Raw genomic sequence first — 18,911 nt, forward strand, 5'->3', positions numbered from 1 at the left:
GCTTTTTCTCTTGTTGTGGGTGGTCATGCAGCCGGTCAACGGCCTTTGCTCATGTAGCGTTCGAGGGGGTCTTTACTCAGCCCGCCCTGAGCCTCGGCCAGCGAGTCGATAAACAGGGAAAACAGTTCCGATTGCGTGCCGATGTCGAGCTTGCTGTAGATGTGCTTGCGGTGGGACTTGATGGTGTCTTCCGAGACCCCGAGGCGCTCGGCCAGTGAGCGCGTGGAGTGGCCGCGCAGGATCAACTGGGTGATCCTGCATTCGCGTTCGGTGAGCAGCGAGGAGCCGAAGTTGTTGAGTGCCGAGTGAATACGCTGTTCCAACAGGCTTTCGAAACGCGCGCCCTGAGCCTCCAGGCCGACGAAGTGCTTGCCCAGCACTGCCAGCACCCAAGGTGCTATGCGCTTGAATAGCTCGGTGGTGGCCGCGTCGAGCTTTTGCGTAAAGGCCAGCGACACCGCCAGGCTCAAGCCGTTGCTCGCCTGCAGGATGTAGTTGAGCTCATCCTCCAAGTGCGAATGCTGGTAAAACGACTGGTAGTACTCGCTGTGCTCAAAGTGGTCGGGGGCCACATCGGCGAGGTCGTAGCAGCCTGAAGCGGCGCCTTCCACGCAGGCACCGTAGAACGGGTCGAGCAAGTAGAAACCAGAGAGGTACTGGCGCACATTGCCCTGGGGCAACCACGGCCCGTCCAGTTCGAACAATGCGCTGGGCATGCCGTCGTTGGGGTACAGGTACAAGGTCGTGGCCTGAATGGGGCGGATACACCCCAGGGCACCGAACAAGGTGGCGGCAAACCCCGCGTGCCCGATGCTCTCGGTCACCCTGGCTATCTGTTCGAACCACTGGGCTGAAGACAGTCGATCATTATCCACTTCGAAGACTCGCCGTCATAACGGTTGGGTACGACACCAGGTCACTGGCGCCGGGGACTGGAGTGATAGTCCCACACCCGCAAAGTCATCGAAATCACCCCTTAGGGTGAGGGAGTGCGCTGGAACCTCGGAATCGCCAGGCCCAGGCTTTCGCGCAAGGTCGAGCCCTCGTAGGCCGTGCGATAAACACCGCGCTCTTGCAGCAAAGGAATCACCTCCTGAGTAAAGCGATCAAATTGCCCAGGGTGCCCGATGTAGATATTGAACCCATCCACCGCCCGTGCCTCGAACCAATCCGCCATTTTCTGCGCCACCGTGGCGGCGCTGCCCACGAACGCGCCTGGGCGCAATTGCCGGCCAAATTCGACGGCCTGGCGCAGGCTGAAGCCCTTTTCCCGGGCCTGGTCGGCGATGCGTTTGGCGGCGGTGAAAAAACTGCTGCGCGCCGCCTCCAGGCTCTCTTGCGGGAATGGCGCATCCAGGTCGTACTGGCTGAAATCATGCCAACCAAAATTGCGCCCGAACTCCTTGAGTGCCAGCGCAAAACTGTGGTCGAGCTGATGGTAGTGCTGCTCGATTTCCCGGGCATGGGCATCGGTGTCGCCCACATAAATTTCCGCACCGGGCATGATCAGGACCTGTTCCGGATCGCGCCCCCGTTGTGCCGCCCTGCCCTTGATATCCCGATAAAACGCCTGGCCCTGCTCGATACTGGCCGCGTGGGTGAAGATCACATCGGCGGTGGCGGCGCCCAGGTCGCGGCCTTGTTCCGAGTCTCCGGCCTGGAAAATCACTGGTTGGCCCTGGGGGGAACGCTGGATATTCAACGGGCCCACTACAGAGAAATGCTCGCCCTGGTGATTCAGGCTGTGCAGCTTGCTCGGGTCGAGAAACTGTCCGGTGGCACGGTTGCGCACAAACGCATCGTCTTCATAGGAGTTCCACAGTCCCTGCACCACCTGAACATGTTCAGCGGCGCGGCCGTAGCGGGTGGCGTAGTCGTAATGTTCGTCACGGCTGTAATTGCCGGCGGTACCGGCATCGCCACTGGTCACCACGTTCCAGCCGGCGCGGCCTTTGCTGATCAGGTCCAGGGAGGCCAGGCGCCGGGCGACGTTATACGGCGAGTTATACGAGGTGGTCAGCGTACCGACCAGGCCGATATGCCGCGTGCTCACGGCCAGTGCCGCCAGCAACGTCAGCGGCTCCAGGCGATTGAGGTAATGGGACGGCGAGCCCTCGGTGATGAACTGGCTGTCGACGATGAACATCAGGTCGAACAGCGCCGCCTCGGCCTGGCGCGCTATCTCGATGTACCAATCGACGTTGACGCTGGCATCGGCCGGCAATTGCGGGTCAAGCCACAGGTTATGGCGGCCCGGCCCACCGCAGCCCATGGTCAAGGCGCCCAGTTTGAGCTGTCTTTTAGTCATTGCGCAGTAGTCCTTCAAGCGGTCAGGGCTGGGTGGTGGCGACGGCAGGCTGCAAGGCGGCCGCGAATGAAGGGTCGAACAACGTGGCAGCCGAGTAAGACTTGACCAGGCCCAGGCCGGCAAAAAAGTCCACGGTCTTTTGCGCCTCGATGGGCGCCTGAGGCGTCAGCGGCTCGACGGTGGTGCGTGCGCGGGCAAACCAGACGCGAGCGATGTCGGCATCCGCGCGGGTGCGCTTGGCCCAGGCATCGGCATACGCGTTGGCGTTGGCCGGGCTTTGACGGGCCCAGTCGCGGGCTTTTTTCAGGCGCTGGAGGAAGTCGCTGATGGGTTCACGCTTGGCCTCGACAGCACTGGCGTTGGCGGCAATGAAACTCTGGGCCGGGATCAAGTCTTCAGCGGTTGCCAGCACCCGCGCACCTTGGCGTTCCTGTTGCGTGACATAGGGTTCCCAGGTGGCAATCACGTCAACGGCACCGCCTTCCAGCGCGTGGGAGGCATCCAGGGCGCTGAGGTAGCGCCATTGCAGCGAATCCCGCGCAACCCCGGCCTTGTCCAGCGCGGTCAGCAACAGTTGCTGGCTCCAGGAACCTTTCCAGATCGCGGCACGCTTGCCTGCCAGATCGGCCAGGCTGTGGATCGACGAGTCCTTTTTTACCAGGATGGCGACGCCGTCGAGATTCTGCCGGCTGACGGCAATCACCTTGATCGGTGCACCCAAGGCGCCCAGGAACAATACCGGGGCATCCCCGAGCAGGCCCAGGTCCAGGCTGCCGACGTTGAGCGCTTCGGCCACCGGCGACCCGGCCGTGAACTGCTTCCAGTCCAGCGTGTAAGGCAGGTCATCCAGCACCCCCGCCGCTTCCATCACGGCCTGGGCGTTGTAGCTCTGGTCGCCGACCACCAGGGTTTGTGCCTGTGCCGTTAGGCACAGCAAAGAGGCGGCCAACCCGGCCGCGAGGGTTTTGAGGTAACGCACGTTCGTCTCCAGATGCCTTGTGGGGCATTCAAGTCGATCCGCACGCACGGTCTCGGTTTAAAAGGTTTTTGTCTATGGCTATAGGGTGTGAGGGCTATTCTTGCGGGCTGAAGGCGAGATGTAAAATACTGATAACGCATAACCTAATTCAATAATAATGCGTATATCGCATCAAGCTAGCGCGGCAATTCAACCCGGGCCACCAACCCCGAACCACGTCGATTGCTCAGGCTCAGCTCACCGCCCTGCTCGCGCACAATGGCCCGCGCCGCCGAGAGCCCAAGCCCCACCCCACCGGTATTGCGGTTGCGTGAGGTCTCAAGGCGAAAGAACGGGTCGAATACACGCTCCAGGTCTGCTTCGGGAATCCCGGGGCCCTCGTCGCTGACCTCGATGCACACCCTCTGATCGTCAACACTCAGAGCAATGCGGGGGTGCCGGGCGTACTTGGCGGCATTTTCCAGCAGGTTGACCACCACCCGTTTAAGCCCCAGTGGCCGGCCGTTATAGACCAGGTGGGGCGGCCCCCGGAAGTCGACCACCAGTTGCTGGTCGCGATAGTCGTCGACGATGGTTTGCAGCAGTTCGGACAAATCGAATGCCGTGCTGTGCTCCAGCACCGTATCGTCGCGGAAGAACGCCAGCGCAGCGTTGATCATCGACTGCATTTCCTCGACGTCACGAATCAGCTTGTGCTGATGGTCCAGATCCTCCATGAACTCGCAGCGCAGGCGTATCCGCGTCAAGGGCGCGCGCAAGTCATGGGAAATGGCCGCCAGCATCTGGGTGCGCTCGCCGATGAAGTGCTGGATCTGCGCCTGCATGGTGTTGAAGGCGATGGTGGCCTGGCGTATTTCGTGGGGGCCTTCGATGTCGATGGGCGGTGCCCGCAGATCGCCTCCGAAGCGTCTGGCAGCGCTGGCGAAACGCTGCAACGGCTTGGCCAATTGCCGGGTGGCGATCCAGGCGACCAGCAAGGTGGCGATCAGCCCCAGAATAATGATCACCGCGATCCGTGTGGGTGCGCTCAGGCCCCAACTGCGTTCGGGAGGGATGAAGGACAACCAGCTGCCATCGAGTAACTGCACCAGCGCCACATAATGCGCGTCGGGGCTGCCACGCGGCCAATCGTCCGGGCTGTACACCTCAATGGTGCGTCCGGTGCCAAACAACGCCTGTATCCCGGGGACTTCGCCCGCCTGTAGCACGTTGCCGCCGCTGGGCAGGCCGAAATCCACGGGGTCGGTATGCCATGTCACCTGCAACCGGGCATCGCTGGCCGCTGTCGCCAGGTGCGAGCGCAACGGCGCAGGCGCGGCCTCGATCACTTTCAACGTCGCGGCCATTTGTTCCAGCAACCCCGTGCGGTCGATGGGCGGACGCGCCCACACCCCGGCCACCTGCACGAACAAGGCATTGAGGGCCAGTGAGGCGAGCATCGCGGCGAGAATGGTCAGGGCGATCCGCCGGTTCAGAGTATCGCGGCGCAACAGGCGGCGGATCACGAGCGGGTCACCGGGGCAGTGAACAAATAGCCGCCATTGCGCACGGTGCGGATAAGGTCCGGGCGCTTGCAATCGGGCTCAATCTTGCGCCGCAGCCGGCTGACCTGCACATCGATACTGCGGTCGAAGGCGTCGTGGCCCTGGCCGTGGGTCAGGTCGATCAACTGGTCGCGGGTGAGGATGCGCTGGGGGTGTTCGAGAAACACCACCAACAAATCGAACTCGCCACCGGACAATGGGATCATGACGCCCTCGGGCGAACGCAGCTCGCGGCAGGTGATATCCAGGTGCCAACCGGCGAAGGCAATCACCGGGCGTGAGCGCTCGTCGGCCGCACTGACCGACTGTCCCGCACGCCGTTGCACAGCGCGCAGACGGGCCAGCAGTTCGCGCGGGGCAAAAGGTTTGGTCAGGTAGTCGTCGGCGCCCAGTTCCAGGCCAACAATACGGTCACTCAGCTCGCCCATGGCCGTGAGCATGATGATGGGGATGCCGAACTGCGCCCGCACTTTCTGACAGAGGCTCAGACCGCCTTCGCCGGGCAACATGAGATCAAGAATGATCGTGTCCGGCCGCTGCTGTGCGATGGCCGCCCACATGGCCTCGCCGTCGGCGGCCACGTCAACTTCATAGGCGTGCTGGACGAAGAATTTCTTCAGCAATGCCAGCACTTCCACGTCGTCATCGACGATCAGCAGTCTGCTCACGTTCACAGATCCCCAGGCCAAAAAAGAAAGACATCTAAAACCATTCCGGCGCCGGGGTCATTTATTTCAATCGAGCAACATTCCTTCGCCACGGACACAACCCGGACATCTTCGGGCAAAACCTGTCGGGCATTCTGCACGCCTTCCACTCACGAAAGACGCCTATGAAAGTTTCGAGCAGCAGGTACAGCGAGCAAGCAGCTGGCGATGCGCCGCCATTGGTACTGAGCCAGCGCACTTCTTCCCCGGCTCAGGATAGCCCGATGCTGTTCCAGGAATCCTGCCTGGGGCTGAACGCGGGCCTGGACCGTATCGTGCTGCGCCGCTACTTCGAACATTACAGCCCCGACGCCGGGCGCTGGGTCGAGTACGCCCACTCCATTCCCATCGCCGAGCTTGTCCACTGGATCATGACCCATGGCCAGTTGCACATCGAATCCTCACACGACAATCCAAACGAACAGGCAACCCATTGATGGCCCGTAAATGTTCACTCCTGCTACTGATGACGGCCACCCTGAGCCTGACGGCTTGCAGCAGCAACAAGGTCGAACCCGAGCGATATACGGGTTTTCTTCATGACTACAGCCTGCTTAAAGAACAACAGAGCCCGTCGGGCCAGACCGTAATGAGTTGGATCAGCCCGGCCTTGAAGCGCGGCCGCTACAAGCAGGTCTACCTGGCGCCCAGCCAGTTTTTCCCGGCTGTTGAACCCACCGCTCAGATCCCCCAAAGCACGCTCTCCCACGTCACCGGCTACTACGACCTGGTACTGCGCTCGGAACTTGGCAAATACGTTTACCTGGCCTCAAAACCTGGCCCTGACACCCTCACAGTACGCCCCGCCATCACCCGCATCGCCACCAGCCCCCAGGGACTGCGGTTTTATGAGTGGCTGCCGATCACCCTGGTCGCAGCGGGCGTGAGCACTGCCACTGGCATCCGCGATCGAGACAGTGAAATCGCTACGGAGCTGTCATTGGAAGATGGTTCGACCGGCGATGTCGTGGCGGCCATGGTGCGTAAAGGCACCGGCACTTCCCTGGCCAATGACAAACAAGTCATGACCGCTGACAACGTCAAGGACGTGCTCGACGGCTGGGCCCGCGACCTGGGTACGTCGTACAGTGCAGTCGCTCGATAACCCTCGTCTTGCTCAAACGTCATAATCACAGGGGCATCTGCGTGGTAATCTCCCGGCACCACGAATAGACATAGATCGTCACTTGACGATGACCAAAGCCAGGAAAGACCATGCCCAAGATTTCTCACTCAGCGCTACGCCGTAATTTCCGTGACCTGCTGGCAACGCCCCTGTGCGTTGAAACCGCCTCCGTATTCGACCCCATGTCTGCCCGCATCGCGGCCGACCTGGGGTTTGAAGTGGGAATCCTGGGCGGCTCGGTCGCCTCCCTGCAGGTGTTGGCGGCCCCCGATTTTGCGTTGATTACCCTGAGTGAGTTCGTCGAGCAAGCCACCCGCATCGGCCGTGTGGCCCAGTTGCCCTTCATCGCCGATGCCGACCACGGCTATGGCAACGCCCTGAACGTGATGCGCACCGTCGAAGAACTGGAACGCGCCGGCGTCGCGGCGCTGACCATCGAAGACACCCTCTTGCCCGCGCAATTCGGGCGTAAATCCACGGACCTGATTTCCGTGGAAGAAGGCATCGGCAAGGTCAAGGCCGCGCTAGAGGCACGTGTCGACCCGGCGCTGTCGATCATTGCGCGCACCAACGCCGGCGTGCTGCCCACCAGCGACGTGATTGCGCGTACCAAGGCCTACGAAAAGGCCGGCGCTGACGGCATCTGCATGGTCGGCGTCAAGGACTTCGACCACCTGGAGCAGATCGCGCAGAACCTCAGCGTTCCGCTGATGCTGGTGACCTACGGCAACCCACAACTGCACGACAGCGAGCGCCTGGCCAGCCTGGGCGTACGCATCGTGGTGGCCGGGCATGGCGCCTACTTCGCCGCGATCAAGGCCACTTACGACAGCCTGCGTGCCCAGCGCCAGCTGACCCACAGCACCTCGAACCTCAGTGCGACGGAATTGACCCATACCTACACCTTGCCTGAGAGCTATGTGGCGTGGGCCGAAGAGTTCATGGATGTAAAAGAGTAATCAATCACTCACGGCTCAGCCGTTGGCGCATCCCTGCGCTGGCGGCCGGGCCGGGCTGTACCACGCACTGATCCATTGCCACCAAGGCACCTTCCTCCGTCGCCATCACTGGCTGCACCGGTAGGCCCGTCTCGCGTTCCACCACCTCGACACTGATGCCCTCCTCGGCGTAATGCCGATTGCCCCACGCCACCAACGCCATCAGCACCATACGAAAGTCTTCGCCCCTGGCCGTCGGCACGTATTCGTACCGTGGCGGCCGCTCGCTGTAGGCGCGGCGCTCCAGCATCCCCGCTTCTACCAAGCCATTAAGGCGGCGCGTGAGCATGTTGGGCGCTATGCCCAGGCTGCGCGAGAACTCGTCAAAACGGCGCAAGCCGTGCAAGGCGTCGCGCATGATCAGCATGCTCCACCACTCCCCTACCCGCTCAAGGCCGCGTGCGATAGGGCATTCGTCACTGATTAGCGATTTGCGCTGCATAGGTATTCCTGTGGGCGAGTACACAACTTGTATGACGCCATGTTACTTTCATGATGATAGTGACGTCCATATGCGGTGTATCCTTCAAGCAACAGGAGTCGATTGAACATGAATAAACGTATTGTCGTGACGGGCATGGGCGCGCTGACGCCGCTGGGGTCGAGCGTGGAATCCACTTGGCAGCGCTTGCTGGACGGGCAGTCGGGCATCCGCCGTTTGCCGCAAGAGTTGATCGGTGATCTGGCGGTCAGCATCGGCGGCCAGGTGCAAAGTGTGTTGCAAGACCCCGAAGCCGGTTTTGATCCTGATCGCCTGTTGGCAGCCAAGGAACAACGCAAGATGGACCGCTTTATCCTGTTCGCCCTGGCGGCCGCAGATGAAGCCCTGAAGCAGGCCAATTGGGCCCCCGAAACGCCCGAGGAGCAGGAACGCACGGCGACCATCATCGCCTCCGGTGTCGGTGGTTTCCCAGCCATTGCCGATGCGGTGCGCACCACCGACAGCAAGGGCCCGCGTCGTTTGTCGCCCTTCACCATTCCATCGTTTCTGAGCAACATGGCGGCCGGGCATGTGTCGATCAACTATGGCTTGAAAGGCCCTCTGGGTGCCCCAGTAACCGCGTGTGCCGCCGGGGTTCAGGCGATCGGCGACGCAGCGCGAATGATCCGCGCCGGGGAAGTCGACGTCGCGGTCTGTGGCGGTGCCGAAGCGGCGATTCATCGCGTCAGCCTTGCCGGCTTCGCCGCAGCGCGAGCGTTGTCCAGCGATTTCAATGCCACGCCGGAGCGTGCTTCACGCCCCTTCGATCAGGCGCGCGACGGCTTTGTGATGGGCGAAGGCGCCGGCATTCTGGTGATTGAAGAGTTGGAACATGCCCTGGCGCGGGGTGCGCAGCCGATTGCCGAATTGGTGGGCTATGGCACCAGTGCAGACGCCTATCACATGACCGCAGGGCCTGAAGACGGTGACGGTGCGCGCCGGGCAATGACTCAAGCGTTGCGCCAGGCGGGCATCGAGGCGTCGCAGGTGCAGTATCTGAATGCCCACGCGACCTCTACACCGGTGGGCGACAAAGGCGAGCTGGCAGCGATCAAAACGGTATTCGGTAGCGGCGGCAGCCCGGCGATCAGCTCGACAAAATCCGCCACCGGCCACTTGCTCGGTGCCGCGGGGGGCATCGAAGCCGTCTTCACCGTGCTTGCCCTGCGTGACCAGATCGCGCCGGTAACACTCAACCTGGAAAACCCGGACGCCCTCGCCGACGGCCTGGACATGGTGCGCGATGAGGCGCGGCCCATGCCGATTGAATATGCGCTGTCCAATGGCTTCGGCTTTGGCGGCGTGAACGCCAGCGTACTGTTCCGACGCTGGATATAAGCCGGGGTTTGCCCTTGGGCTGAATTTCACCGACCATGGCGCCTTTCTGTTCCTGCCAACACGAGGTGCCCATGGCCAACCACGACCTGTCTTATACCCCTGACCCGGACGCCGATTCCATCTCCTCCGACGTGATCGGCTTCAACGGCATCCTGGTCTCCACCCAGATTCCCACCCATGCCGATGGCAGCCTGGAGCTGGGCGATATCACCCTGCAAAGCGAGTGCACTCTGCAAGCGCTTAAAGTTGCCTTGGAAAAGGCTGGCAGTTCGATGGACCGGGTCATGCACCTGACCATTTACCTCACCGACATGGCCGACCGTGCTGCGTTCAACGAAGTCTACAAGCGCTTTTTCGCCAAGCCCTGGCCAGTGCGGGCAGCAGTGGGCGTTGCCGCCTTGGCGGTGGACGGTATGCGGGTGGAAGTGACGGCGATGGCTGCCAAGGCTTGAATCTGTGGTGCCGTTAGCGCCGATCTGATCGTAATGTCGAACGCGGTCAAAAAGGTGGGAGCTGGCTTGGCTGCGATAGCCATAGGTATCTACACAACTCTGTAGCGCTCAACGGTAATCACGATGCGAAGCGAGCCGCTCTTGATCTTGATCTGCTTTTGATCTCAGGCGCCCCGTTAAACCACGCTGGCCGGAATTCGACAGTGATTTGGGGGGTAAACCGGCAGGGATGCCGGTTTAGCCGCCCCGCGCCATGGATGGCGCGTGGCGGCGGCCCCCCAAATCACTGGCGGATTACGGGCACACCGAGCCTGAGCGAGGTGCCGAGTGGTGGGGCAAGAGCGTTTTGCTTACTTTTGCGCTTTTCAAAAGTGAGCCGCTGTAAAAGCGGAACCCTAAGTGGCCGTTACCGCAGGAATGGATATGTACACGGTCCAGCTGTGTTGACTGTCAGGCCGTCTTCGCAGGCAAGCCAGCTCCCACATTGGTTCTTCGTTGCGTTGAGTAATGCGTTCGCTCAACGGACTTGCATTAGGCCCGACAGCCCTGCGGTAGATGCCGCCCAGGCATTTCACGGCTACAATGCGCGCCTCAACCGTGACAAGCCTGACTAAAAAACTATGTCCTTGCCCAAGCATCACCTGGAATTGCTCAGCCCTGCCCGCGATGTCGCCATTGCGCGCGAGGCTATCCTGCACGGCGCCGACGCCGTTTATATCGGCGGGCCGAGCTTCGGCGCCCGCCATAATGCCTGTAACGAGGTGAGCGATATCGCTCAACTGGTGGAATTCGCCCGCCGTTACCACGCCCGCGTCTTCACCACCATCAACACCATCCTGCATGACAACGAGCTGGAACCGGCGCGCAAGCTGATCCATCAGCTCTACGATGCCGGTGTCGATGCGCTGATCGTGCAAGACCTGGGCGTGATGGAGCTGGATATTCCGCCGATCGAGCTCCACGCCAGCACCCAGACCGACATCCGCACCCTGGGCCGGGCCAGGTTTCTCGACCAGGCTGGTTTCTCGCAGTTGGTACTGGCCCGCGAGTTGAACCTGCAAGAGATCCGCGCCATCGCCGACGAGACCGATGCCGCCATCGAGTTCTTTATCCACGGCGCCCTGTGCGTAGCGTTCTCCGGGCAGTGCAATATCTCCCACGCGCAAAATGGCCGCAGCGCCAACCGTGGCGACTGCTCCCAGGCCTGCCGCCTGCCCTATACCCTGAAAGATGACCAAGGCCGCGTGGTGGCCTTTGAAAAGCATCTGCTGTCGATGAAAGACAACAACCAGAGCGCCAACCTGCGCGCCCTGGTCGAAGCGGGTGTGCGTTCGTTCAAGATCGAAGGCCGCTACAAGGACATGGGCTATGTGAAGAACATCACCGCCTACTACCGCCAGCGCCTCGACGAGATCCTCGAAGACCGCCCGGACCTGGCCCGCGCTTCCAGCGGCCGTACCGCGCACTTCTTCATGCCCGACCCGGAAAAAACCTTCCACCGTGGCAGCACCGATTACTTTGTCAGCGACCGCAAGATCGACATCGGCGCCTTTGACACCCCGACCTTTACCGGCCTGCCCGTGGGCACCGTGGAAAAAGCCGGCAAGCGCGACTTGCAGGTGGTCACCCATGAGCCGCTGTCCAACGGCGACGGCCTCAATGTGCTGATCAAGCGTGAGGTGGTGGGCTTTCGCGCCAACATCGCCGAGCCCAAGGGTGAGTTCGAGGAAGACGGTGAGAAGCGCTACCGCTACCGCGTCGAGCCCAACGAAATGCCGGCCGGCCTGCATCAACTGCGTCCGCATCACCCGCTCAATCGCAACCTGGACCACAACTGGCAACAGGCCCTGCTCAAGACCTCGGCCGAGCGCCGTATCGGCTTGTCATGGGTCGCATGCCTGCGTGAAGAGCAGCTGCAAATCACCGCGACCAGCGAAGAAGGCATCAGCGCCAGCGTCACCCTGCCCGGCCCGTTTGGCGTGGCCAACAAACCGGAACAGGCGCTGGACACCCTGCGCGACCTGCTGGGCCAACTCGGCACCACCGAGTACCACGCCACCCGTATCGAACTGGATGCGCCGCAGGCGTTCTTCATCCCCAACTCGCAGCTCAAGGCGTTACGCCGTGAAGTGATCGAAGCACTGACCGCCGCACGCGTCGCCGCACATCCGCGGGGTGGGCGCAAGGCTGAAACTTCGCCGCCGCCGGTGTATCCCGAGGCGCACCTGTCGTTCCTGGCCAACGTCTACAACCAGAAGGCCCGGGACTTCTACCACCGTCACGGCGTGAAGCTGATCGACGCGGCCTTCGAAGCCCACGAAGAAACCGGCGAAGTGCCGGTGATGATCACCAAGCACTGCCTGCGTTTCTCGTTCAACCTGTGCCCTAAACAGGCCAAGGGTGTGACCGGGGTAAAGACCAAGGTGGCGCCGATGCAATTGATCCACGGTGACGAAGTGCTGACCTTGAAGTTCGACTGCAAACCCTGCGAAATGCACGTGGTGGGCAAGATCAAGGGGCATATCCTCGGCCTGCCGCAGCCTGGCAGCGCGGTGGAGCATTTCAACCCGCAAAACCTTATCTACCAGGGCACGCACTAACCGCTCTTGTAGGAGCGGGCTTGCCCGCGAAAAACCTGAGGACGCCGCGTTTCAACCAGATGCGCTGCGTTTTCGTTAACGTTCTTCGCGAGCAAGCTCGCTCCTACCCAGGTTGCGGGGCCACCACCAGCCCCGCTGCAACCCTGCCGCGGCCAACAGAATCGCCGCCACGCCCAGCCATTGCAGCCACCCCAGGCGATGCCCGAACGCAATCCAATCCACAAAGATCGCCGCAATCGGGTAGATGAACGACAGTGCGCCGGTAATGGCCGTCGGCAGTTTCTGGATCGCGCCATACAGCAGTACATACATCAAACCCGTGTGCACCACCCCCAAGGTGACCAAGGCCGCCCACGTCGTGGTGGATGCCGGCAGGCCATTCCAGGGCACCAGTGGCGCCAGCAATAGCGCGCCAGTCGTCACCTGGATCAATGCCATCAAATGCGGCGGTACTTCCTTGAGGCGCTTGATGATCAACGCCGCCACCGCATACAAAAATGCCGCACCCAGGGCCAGCGCGATGCCTACCAGGTAATCACCGCCACCCGTTTGTTCGCCATGGGCGGTGACAATCGCCAACATGCCCAGGAACGCCACGCTCAACCACGCCAGTTTCTGCACGGTGATTTTTTCACCGAGAAACACCGCCGCCAGCATCACCAGGATAAACGGCTGCACGTTGTACACCGCGGTGCTGATAGCGATGGAGGCACGGGAATAGGATTCGAACAGCAGCAACCAGTTGCCGACGATGGCCACGCCGCTGAGCACGGCCAGCCCCAGTTTTGTCCAACTGAGCAGGTCCAGGCGCAGGTAACCCAGCCAGGCGCACACCAGTACCAGCGTCAGCGCACCGATCACGCAGCGCCAGAACACCACCTCGATCACCGACACGCCAGACACCAGCACAAACCAGCCAATGCTGCCCGAGATCAGCATGGCGGCGACCATTTCCCACGACCCGCGACGGATGGATGAATCCATGATTGAGGCTCCTCAAGTGAGGCTCCAGTATGGCAATCTGTTCGCAACGGCTATAGCGACTAAAAAAGGCAAACCCCCGAAATCACCTTTTCTTATTAGGCACAGACCATGATCGACACCATCGACCAGCAATTGATCGCCGCTTTGATGGACGACTCGCGGTTGTCCCTCAAGGCCCTGGCAGGCATCACCGGGCTGTCCTCGCCAAGCGTCAGCGAACGCCTGCGGCGCCTGGAAGAACGCGGCGTGCTGACCCACTACACCGTCGACATCGACCCCAGGCACTTCGGCTACCTGCTGCAAGCCATCGTGCGCATCCGCCCCCTGCCCGGCAAATTGCAGGAAGTGGAGCGCCAGATCCAGGCGATCCCCGAATTCACAGAGTGCGACAAGGTCACCGGGGACGACTGCTTTATCGCACGCCTACATGTGCGCACCATGGATCACCTCGACAGCTTGCTTGACCGTATCAATGCGTATGCCGAAACCAACACCGCCATCGTCAAGAAAACTCCGGTGAAACGGCGGTTGCCGCCGCTGTCGGATCAGTAATGGCGATTGTTGTGTTTAGCGGCCTTCCTGTGGCGAGCAGGCCTTGTTGTGGCAAGTGTTTGTCGTGCCGAGCGGGCTTGCCCCGCGTTGGGGCGCGAAGCGGCCCTGATCCGGCCAATGAGGTCTGCCTGGTAGAACGCGGTGACTGTTCTGGGGCCGCTTCGCAGCCCAACGCGGGGCAAGCCCGCTCGCCACAGGGGGGCGTTCAGTCACGCAGCTTTTTGGCTGCGCTCAGCAACCCATGAAACCTGGCATAGCGCGTCTCCAGCACCGACCGCTGTTCATCATCCGGCACATGGTGCACCTTGACCCCCATCCCCGACTGCAGCAGGTCTGCCCCCTGCCCAATCGCCATAAATCCCAACTTCGCCGCACCAATACAGGCGCTCAATTCACTGCCCTGCAAGGTGTATATCTCCCGCTCCCCGCGGCCCACCGTCGGATCAATCCTGATCTTTGGTATGGCCGGCGTCCGCTGCGTCATCCGGTTCTTTAAGCGGCACCTCGGCATCGTCCATCAACGAACCGGGGTCTTCATTTCCAGGATCGTTGGGACCTTCGTCCAGTTCTTTTGGCATGAGCGTCTCCTTTCTCTATCTGCCTTGGGTATCGATATCGGTTTCAGGCTTGAATATAGGTAAGGCGCTGCGCCCGGGGGTGAAGTTCCATCCAGTCGCTACGCGGTTGCGCCAAACCTCACTTGAACCACCCGGCACGCAGTGCGCCTGACTCAAACGTTAACCCTCAAGGAAAATGGCGCGGCCTATAATTGACGATTACGTCATGACTGGACGGAGAGCCACCCACGGGCGTCGTGTCGATGACTATTCTCTGGCCGTGGTTTTTAAAGACCTCATGAGGTGCGCCTGTGGCAGCCTCCTGTCGAATCAGGAAATTGGCCATCGACTTCGCTTCATCTGGCTTAAGTGCCGGATACCGTTGATTGACTTTCGCTGCGAGACGATTTCGGTCATCCGTCACCGGGCTGGCGCCGTAGTTAAGGGTCACGGGGCCTTCGAACGCTTTGACCGGCCGATCGACAATCTTCTGGAATTCGTGCGCGAAGGAGGTGCTGACACCATCCGCGCCGTGACATACCAGCAAGCGGACATTATCGTAGTGCGTGGGGTTTACCCCTTTTCCTTTCAACAAGTTAAACAGGCCTTCGGCGTCATACGCGACACCGTCAACCACGACGCGGGTCCCGTTGAACAGGTAGGGGTCTGCTTGGCCCGGCGCGAGGCCGTGGGCGGAAATGTTCAGGCGCTTGGTACCTTTGTAGGTGTCTTCAAAGGTGTGAATCTCGTTGCCGATAAAGATCAGATTCTCCATCGGGCCGCCCATACGCACCACATTGTCACTCGCCAACCCCCGGCTGAGCAGGCTGTCGTCGAGCGTGCCCGCGGCGCGACCGTTGACCAGGCTGGAACTGTCGGCGGTGAAGCCTTCCAGTGGTTTGCCATACATTTTTTGTTGCTGCGGGTCATAGGCATACCATTTATTGGTGGGTTCATCGAACATGGCCAATACTCTGCCTTCATTGCTGCCCTGCGCTGTCTTGACGGTGCCCTGGGCAATGTCGGGATGTTTGATCACATCCAGCACGTCCACGTTGCGCATCGCACCGCGCAAGTAATTGACGGTGTTTTGCCCGGCGGTGATCGTTCTGCGCGCGCCGGCCCAGAGACTGCGGGCCAGATCAGTGGCACCGTCTAAAGGGTTGAGGCTACCCACGGCCGTCCGCGCGACAATCTTGGCGACGTGACCTGCCTTGCTGAGAGCCGAAGCTCCGGACGCCACGGCCTTGGCGCCTTTGGCTGCGGCACCGACGCCCACAACGAAACCAAAAATGTCCAGCATCAAGTCGTTAGCTGCCTCATCCAAATTGCCCTTTTGAAAGTTGACGATCGCCGAACGAAGTGGGATCAAGTTCAGGGCAATCTCACTCGCGGTTTTATAGGTGGGCACTTCTGTATCGAAGGTGGTCACGCCTTTGGCGGCTTGCCTGGCAGCCGGCAGATCGATGTCCTTGATCACTGCATCGGCTATATAGGCGGTTCTTTCACTGCTGAAGCTACGTGGAATACCCGGGGTGCCCGTGCGTTCGTCGGTCAACTGCGGTGTGTACTCACCCGAAGGCGTGATGACTTCGAACATTGTATAAGGGCGGCTGCCTACAGATGTACGCTCACCTGTCTGGAAGTCCCCCAGGTCGCGGCGCTTTAGAATCGTATTATTCAAGCGATCAATCTCGTAAGTGTGGACTTGATCGTCGCGTTCAGTCTTGACCAGCACTCTTCCTTCAGTAACTCGCGATCGTCTGGGCTGCCCGTTATTTTCCCTGGCCAGGTTCATTTGCTTGGTGACGGTTATTTTCCCGTACTCCAGATTCTGACGGTCCTCGAGCGGCAGTGTCGAAATCAGGTGCTTGATCTGAGTTCTGGTGGTTTTTTCCAGATCAGCAGCGAAGCTCGAAAATGCCGCATTGAACGGCTGGGAAATATCCGGAAGCGACTTAAGCGACTTGAGCGCATTCAAGACCTTCGGGATATCGACGTCGGGCGATGAAGAAAACCATGAGCCTGGTTTTTGAGTGTTTGCGGCGGTATTGAGGCTTGGGACAAAGCTCCATGGCATCCACGCCAAGGCAGAGGTTCCCCAGTCACTATTGGCGCCTGGCGGCGTAGAGCGCAGTGCCCGTCCGTCCATGCACAGGTCCGCCACTGAATAGGGACCAGGGAAATGCCTGTTTGGGGGTTGGAGGGTAATGCATTTTTTCTCGAACTGTTCGAGGGTCATCTCCGGAAGTTCTTTTTTCACCAAGGCGTACGTGAAATCACGCATCCTCGGAGCCGTTGCAATCGAGGTTTGCGAGGCAGCCTTCAGTTCGTTGATCTGTGCATTGAACGCCGTACGTACTACCGTCATCGCTTCATTCGTTGAAGGAAACCCCATCCCATTGGCCACCGCCCAGTCCCTGAGCGCTTCGGTTTGAGCGAGGTATTCATGACGCTGTTCTTCACGTGTGACGGGAGCAATGCTGGCGTGCTTCATCACCTGCCAATACGTCATCGTCGCTGTCGCACCAGGGGATTTAGCTGCGATTCGCCTCGCGGCGGTCACAAAGCTGACCCAGCCATGCGAGCCCAGGACGATCTCATTCGGTATGTCTTTGACGAGCAACTCGGGGGCACGGCTGGACAGCAGCAGATGAGTATACGTGGAGGCGGTTTGCAGGTTGGTTGCCTTACCTCCCGTTACCAGCGCCAGGCGCAATTCGTTCACCACCGCCTGGGCGGTCTTGCCTGCGTTTTCGGCTGACATCAGCCGATACCCTTCGACGTTCAGGCGTGAGTTGGCCTGTCCAACCGTTACCTCGGCGTGCTTATCCTGGCTAATGGCAGCCAGCAGCCAATCATTTGCACTGCCCTTGATGGACTTCGCGTCGAAATGGGCTTTAAGGGCAGCGCCCAGCGTCCTGCCCTTGGGAGAATCGACCAGGTTGTCGATCAATTGCCGTGGGCTACGGGCCTCAGACGCGGAAACCGGCCATTTATCCAACAGGTATTCGAGTACGTTCTTGAAGGCACCCAGCTCAATATCACCCACCTTGCCTTGCGCGAGTACGGCCCTCAGGTCCTGATAGATTACCGGGTCGACAGGTTGAGGCCACCCCAGTGCCCCCGAGTAATCGCCATGCACCTGCGCGCGCGGTTCGGGGGTCATCAGTGCTTTAGCGAGGTTATCCAATTGTTCACGGTTGGTAGGGATGTTTAATCCGTGGTCATCCAGATACTGCATCAGGCTGATGCGATTGAATGTACCTGCATTGGCCGGTTTGTAGCTGCCCTCCACCGGGGCATAGAGCTTCTGTCGGACCAGTTCGTCGCCAATGGCGACTTCCTCGTACTGACCTTCCTCCAGGCAACGAGATAGATCCAGCAAGCTATAGCCTGCCTGGTATCGCAAATTGATATCGCCCAAGGCAGCCTTATGGCGCTCAAGCACCTCGTGGCTACGGCTTTGACCCAGCGCGCGATCCTGATCTGCAGACAATTGAATAAATGTCTTATCCCTTAGCAGCTCTGCAGCGCGTGCCTGGGCAGCGGCCTGCGTGGGCGTCGCTGTTTCTTTATAAAACAGCCTGACGGTTTCCAGTGGCGCGCGCTCACTGCCTGAATCCAAGGGGGGATGTACACGCGCCACCGGGTCATCCGCCACGATAATCCTTGCGGCCGCCAACACCGGCCCGCTCACCGCCTCCCACCGTGTGTCACCCTGACCCAATGTGTGCAACACACGCTGCGGATCACGTTCGCGCCTGAGCCTGTATGTGATCTCACCCGAGCCGGGCTTGAGGACGACTGTCGAAGGATCCACGCCAACCGCCTCCATCCATTGGCGCATTTCCTGCGAACTCATTGCGCTGCCCAGTTGCGACCACCACCGCCCGAATGTCGAGGCCGAGGGAATAGGATAAACGTGGATCCCGGCATCGCGAGTCGCATTTCCCTGAATTTCAAGCAACGCAGCACGATAGATCGGCGCCAACTCGTTGTCGGCTTCGGTGTGGTAGTCACCCGGCAGCAATGCGTGGGTCGCACTGTCGCTGCGGTGTGTGACTGCAGTCTGCGTGTCAGCCAATATCGGCACACTTTGCAAATGGCTAGATCTGTTCTGCATAGGAGAAACGAGGGAGGCATCTGTCATTTTTCAAAAGCTCTCTAAGGGAATATCGGAGTGTCTTTCTCCCGACCCCCTCTCTTTGTCTGAAACCCCTAAATGATTCCATGAAAGCCGCTATGTATGCGTTGCCGGATATTTGCCCTGTTGATCTGAGCG

Annotated in this window: 16 protein-coding genes and 1 pseudogene; 7 read left to right on the forward strand and 10 right to left on the reverse strand. The window is 60.4% G+C overall.

Annotated elements, in window-relative coordinates:
* Window positions 1–35: 35 nt before the first annotated feature.
* From BUE92_RS05370 to BUE92_RS05390, 5 genes are all read right to left on the reverse strand, one after another.
* Window positions 36–875 (reverse strand): helix-turn-helix transcriptional regulator, encoded by an 840-nt coding sequence (locus tag BUE92_RS05370; RefSeq protein WP_073522359.1) that lies wholly within the window; start codon window positions 873–875, stop codon window positions 36–38.
* A gap of 101 nt (window positions 876–976) precedes the next feature.
* Window positions 977–2,308, reverse strand: a complete 1,332-nt coding sequence (locus BUE92_RS05375; RefSeq protein WP_073522361.1) for an LLM class flavin-dependent oxidoreductase — start codon at window positions 2,306–2,308, stop codon at window positions 977–979.
* Between the two features lie 22 nt (window positions 2,309–2,330).
* Complete coding sequence (locus tag BUE92_RS05380; protein ID WP_034127415.1) at window positions 2,331–3,287, reverse strand: ABC transporter substrate-binding protein; 957 nt, start codon at window positions 3,285–3,287, stop codon at window positions 2,331–2,333.
* A 176-nt stretch (window positions 3,288–3,463) separates the two neighbouring features.
* Window positions 3,464–4,792, reverse strand: coding sequence for an ATP-binding protein (locus tag BUE92_RS05385; RefSeq protein WP_073522363.1), 1,329 nt, complete (start codon window positions 4,790–4,792; stop codon window positions 3,464–3,466).
* Window positions 4,789–5,499 carry a response regulator gene (locus tag BUE92_RS05390; RefSeq protein WP_032900604.1) on the reverse strand — a complete coding sequence of 237 codons (711 nt, stop codon included), beginning with the start codon at window positions 5,497–5,499 and terminating at the stop codon, window positions 4,789–4,791. Before BUE92_RS05390 ends, BUE92_RS05385 begins: the two co-directional genes overlap by 4 nt.
* Window positions 5,500–5,663: 164 nt before the next feature.
* Between BUE92_RS05390 and BUE92_RS05395 the strand changes: the two genes are divergently transcribed.
* From BUE92_RS05395 to BUE92_RS05405, 3 genes are all read left to right on the forward strand, one after another.
* A complete protein-coding gene (locus tag BUE92_RS05395; protein WP_073522365.1) occupies window positions 5,664–5,975 on the forward strand; it encodes a hypothetical protein in 312 nt (103 codons plus the stop codon).
* A complete protein-coding gene (locus BUE92_RS05400) occupies window positions 5,975–6,643 on the forward strand; it encodes a DUF3313 domain-containing protein (protein ID WP_073522367.1) in 669 nt (222 codons plus the stop codon). Before BUE92_RS05395 ends, BUE92_RS05400 begins: the two co-directional genes overlap by 1 nt.
* Before the next feature lie 110 nt (window positions 6,644–6,753).
* Complete coding sequence (locus BUE92_RS05405; protein ID WP_019820071.1) at window positions 6,754–7,623, forward strand: isocitrate lyase/PEP mutase family protein; 870 nt, start codon at window positions 6,754–6,756, stop codon at window positions 7,621–7,623.
* 4 nt (window positions 7,624–7,627) lie between these two features.
* Here the strand turns inward: BUE92_RS05405 and BUE92_RS05410 are convergent, their stop codons facing one another.
* The gene (locus BUE92_RS05410; RefSeq protein WP_073522368.1) at window positions 7,628–8,104 is read right to left on the reverse strand and encodes a winged helix-turn-helix transcriptional regulator; all 477 of its coding nucleotides are present in this window, start codon (window positions 8,102–8,104) and stop codon (window positions 7,628–7,630) included.
* 108 nt (window positions 8,105–8,212) lie between these two features.
* Here BUE92_RS05410 and fabF point away from each other — a divergent pair, with 108 nt between their 5' ends.
* The 3 genes from fabF to BUE92_RS05425 all read left to right on the forward strand — a co-directional run bounded on the left by fabF (window position 8,213) and on the right by BUE92_RS05425 (window position 12,533).
* The gene (gene fabF, locus BUE92_RS05415; protein ID WP_073522369.1) at window positions 8,213–9,481 is read left to right on the forward strand and encodes a beta-ketoacyl-ACP synthase II; all 1,269 of its coding nucleotides are present in this window, start codon (window positions 8,213–8,215) and stop codon (window positions 9,479–9,481) included.
* 71 nt (window positions 9,482–9,552) lie between these two features.
* Window positions 9,553–9,933, forward strand: coding sequence for a RidA family protein (locus tag BUE92_RS05420; RefSeq protein ID WP_073522370.1), 381 nt, complete (start codon window positions 9,553–9,555; stop codon window positions 9,931–9,933).
* A gap of 620 nt (window positions 9,934–10,553) precedes the next feature.
* Window positions 10,554–12,533, forward strand: a complete 1,980-nt coding sequence (locus tag BUE92_RS05425; protein WP_073522371.1) for a peptidase U32 family protein — start codon at window positions 10,554–10,556, stop codon at window positions 12,531–12,533.
* A 75-nt stretch (window positions 12,534–12,608) separates the two neighbouring features.
* Here BUE92_RS05425 and BUE92_RS05430 read toward each other — a convergent pair whose 3' ends face one another.
* On the reverse strand, window positions 12,609–13,517 hold the full coding sequence (locus BUE92_RS05430) for a DMT family transporter (RefSeq protein ID WP_073522372.1): 909 nt from the start codon (window positions 13,515–13,517) through the stop codon (window positions 12,609–12,611).
* 108 nt (window positions 13,518–13,625) lie between these two features.
* Between BUE92_RS05430 and BUE92_RS05435 the strand changes: the two genes are divergently transcribed.
* Window positions 13,626–14,069 carry an Lrp/AsnC family transcriptional regulator gene (locus BUE92_RS05435; protein ID WP_073522373.1) on the forward strand — a complete coding sequence of 148 codons (444 nt, stop codon included), beginning with the start codon at window positions 13,626–13,628 and terminating at the stop codon, window positions 14,067–14,069.
* Between the two features lie 205 nt (window positions 14,070–14,274).
* On the opposite strand, the pseudogene BUE92_RS05440 reads toward BUE92_RS05435, so the two are convergent.
* The 3 genes and pseudogenes from BUE92_RS05440 to BUE92_RS05445 form a co-directional block, all read right to left on the reverse strand.
* Window positions 14,275–14,493 (reverse strand): annotated as a pseudogene (locus BUE92_RS05440) (xylulokinase); the annotation flags it as partial.
* A 19-nt stretch (window positions 14,494–14,512) separates the two neighbouring features.
* Entirely contained in the window at window positions 14,513–14,647 is a 135-nt protein-coding gene (locus tag BUE92_RS28725; protein WP_256673937.1) for a hypothetical protein, read from the reverse strand.
* 166 nt (window positions 14,648–14,813) lie between these two features.
* The gene (locus BUE92_RS05445; RefSeq protein ID WP_073522378.1) at window positions 14,814–18,779 is read right to left on the reverse strand and encodes a hypothetical protein; all 3,966 of its coding nucleotides are present in this window, start codon (window positions 18,777–18,779) and stop codon (window positions 14,814–14,816) included.
* Window positions 18,780–18,911: the final 132 nt, after the last annotated feature.

This window comes from Pseudomonas fluorescens, from assembly GCF_001902145.1.
Lineage (GTDB): Bacteria > Pseudomonadota > Gammaproteobacteria > Pseudomonadales > Pseudomonadaceae > Aquipseudomonas > Aquipseudomonas fluorescens_BV.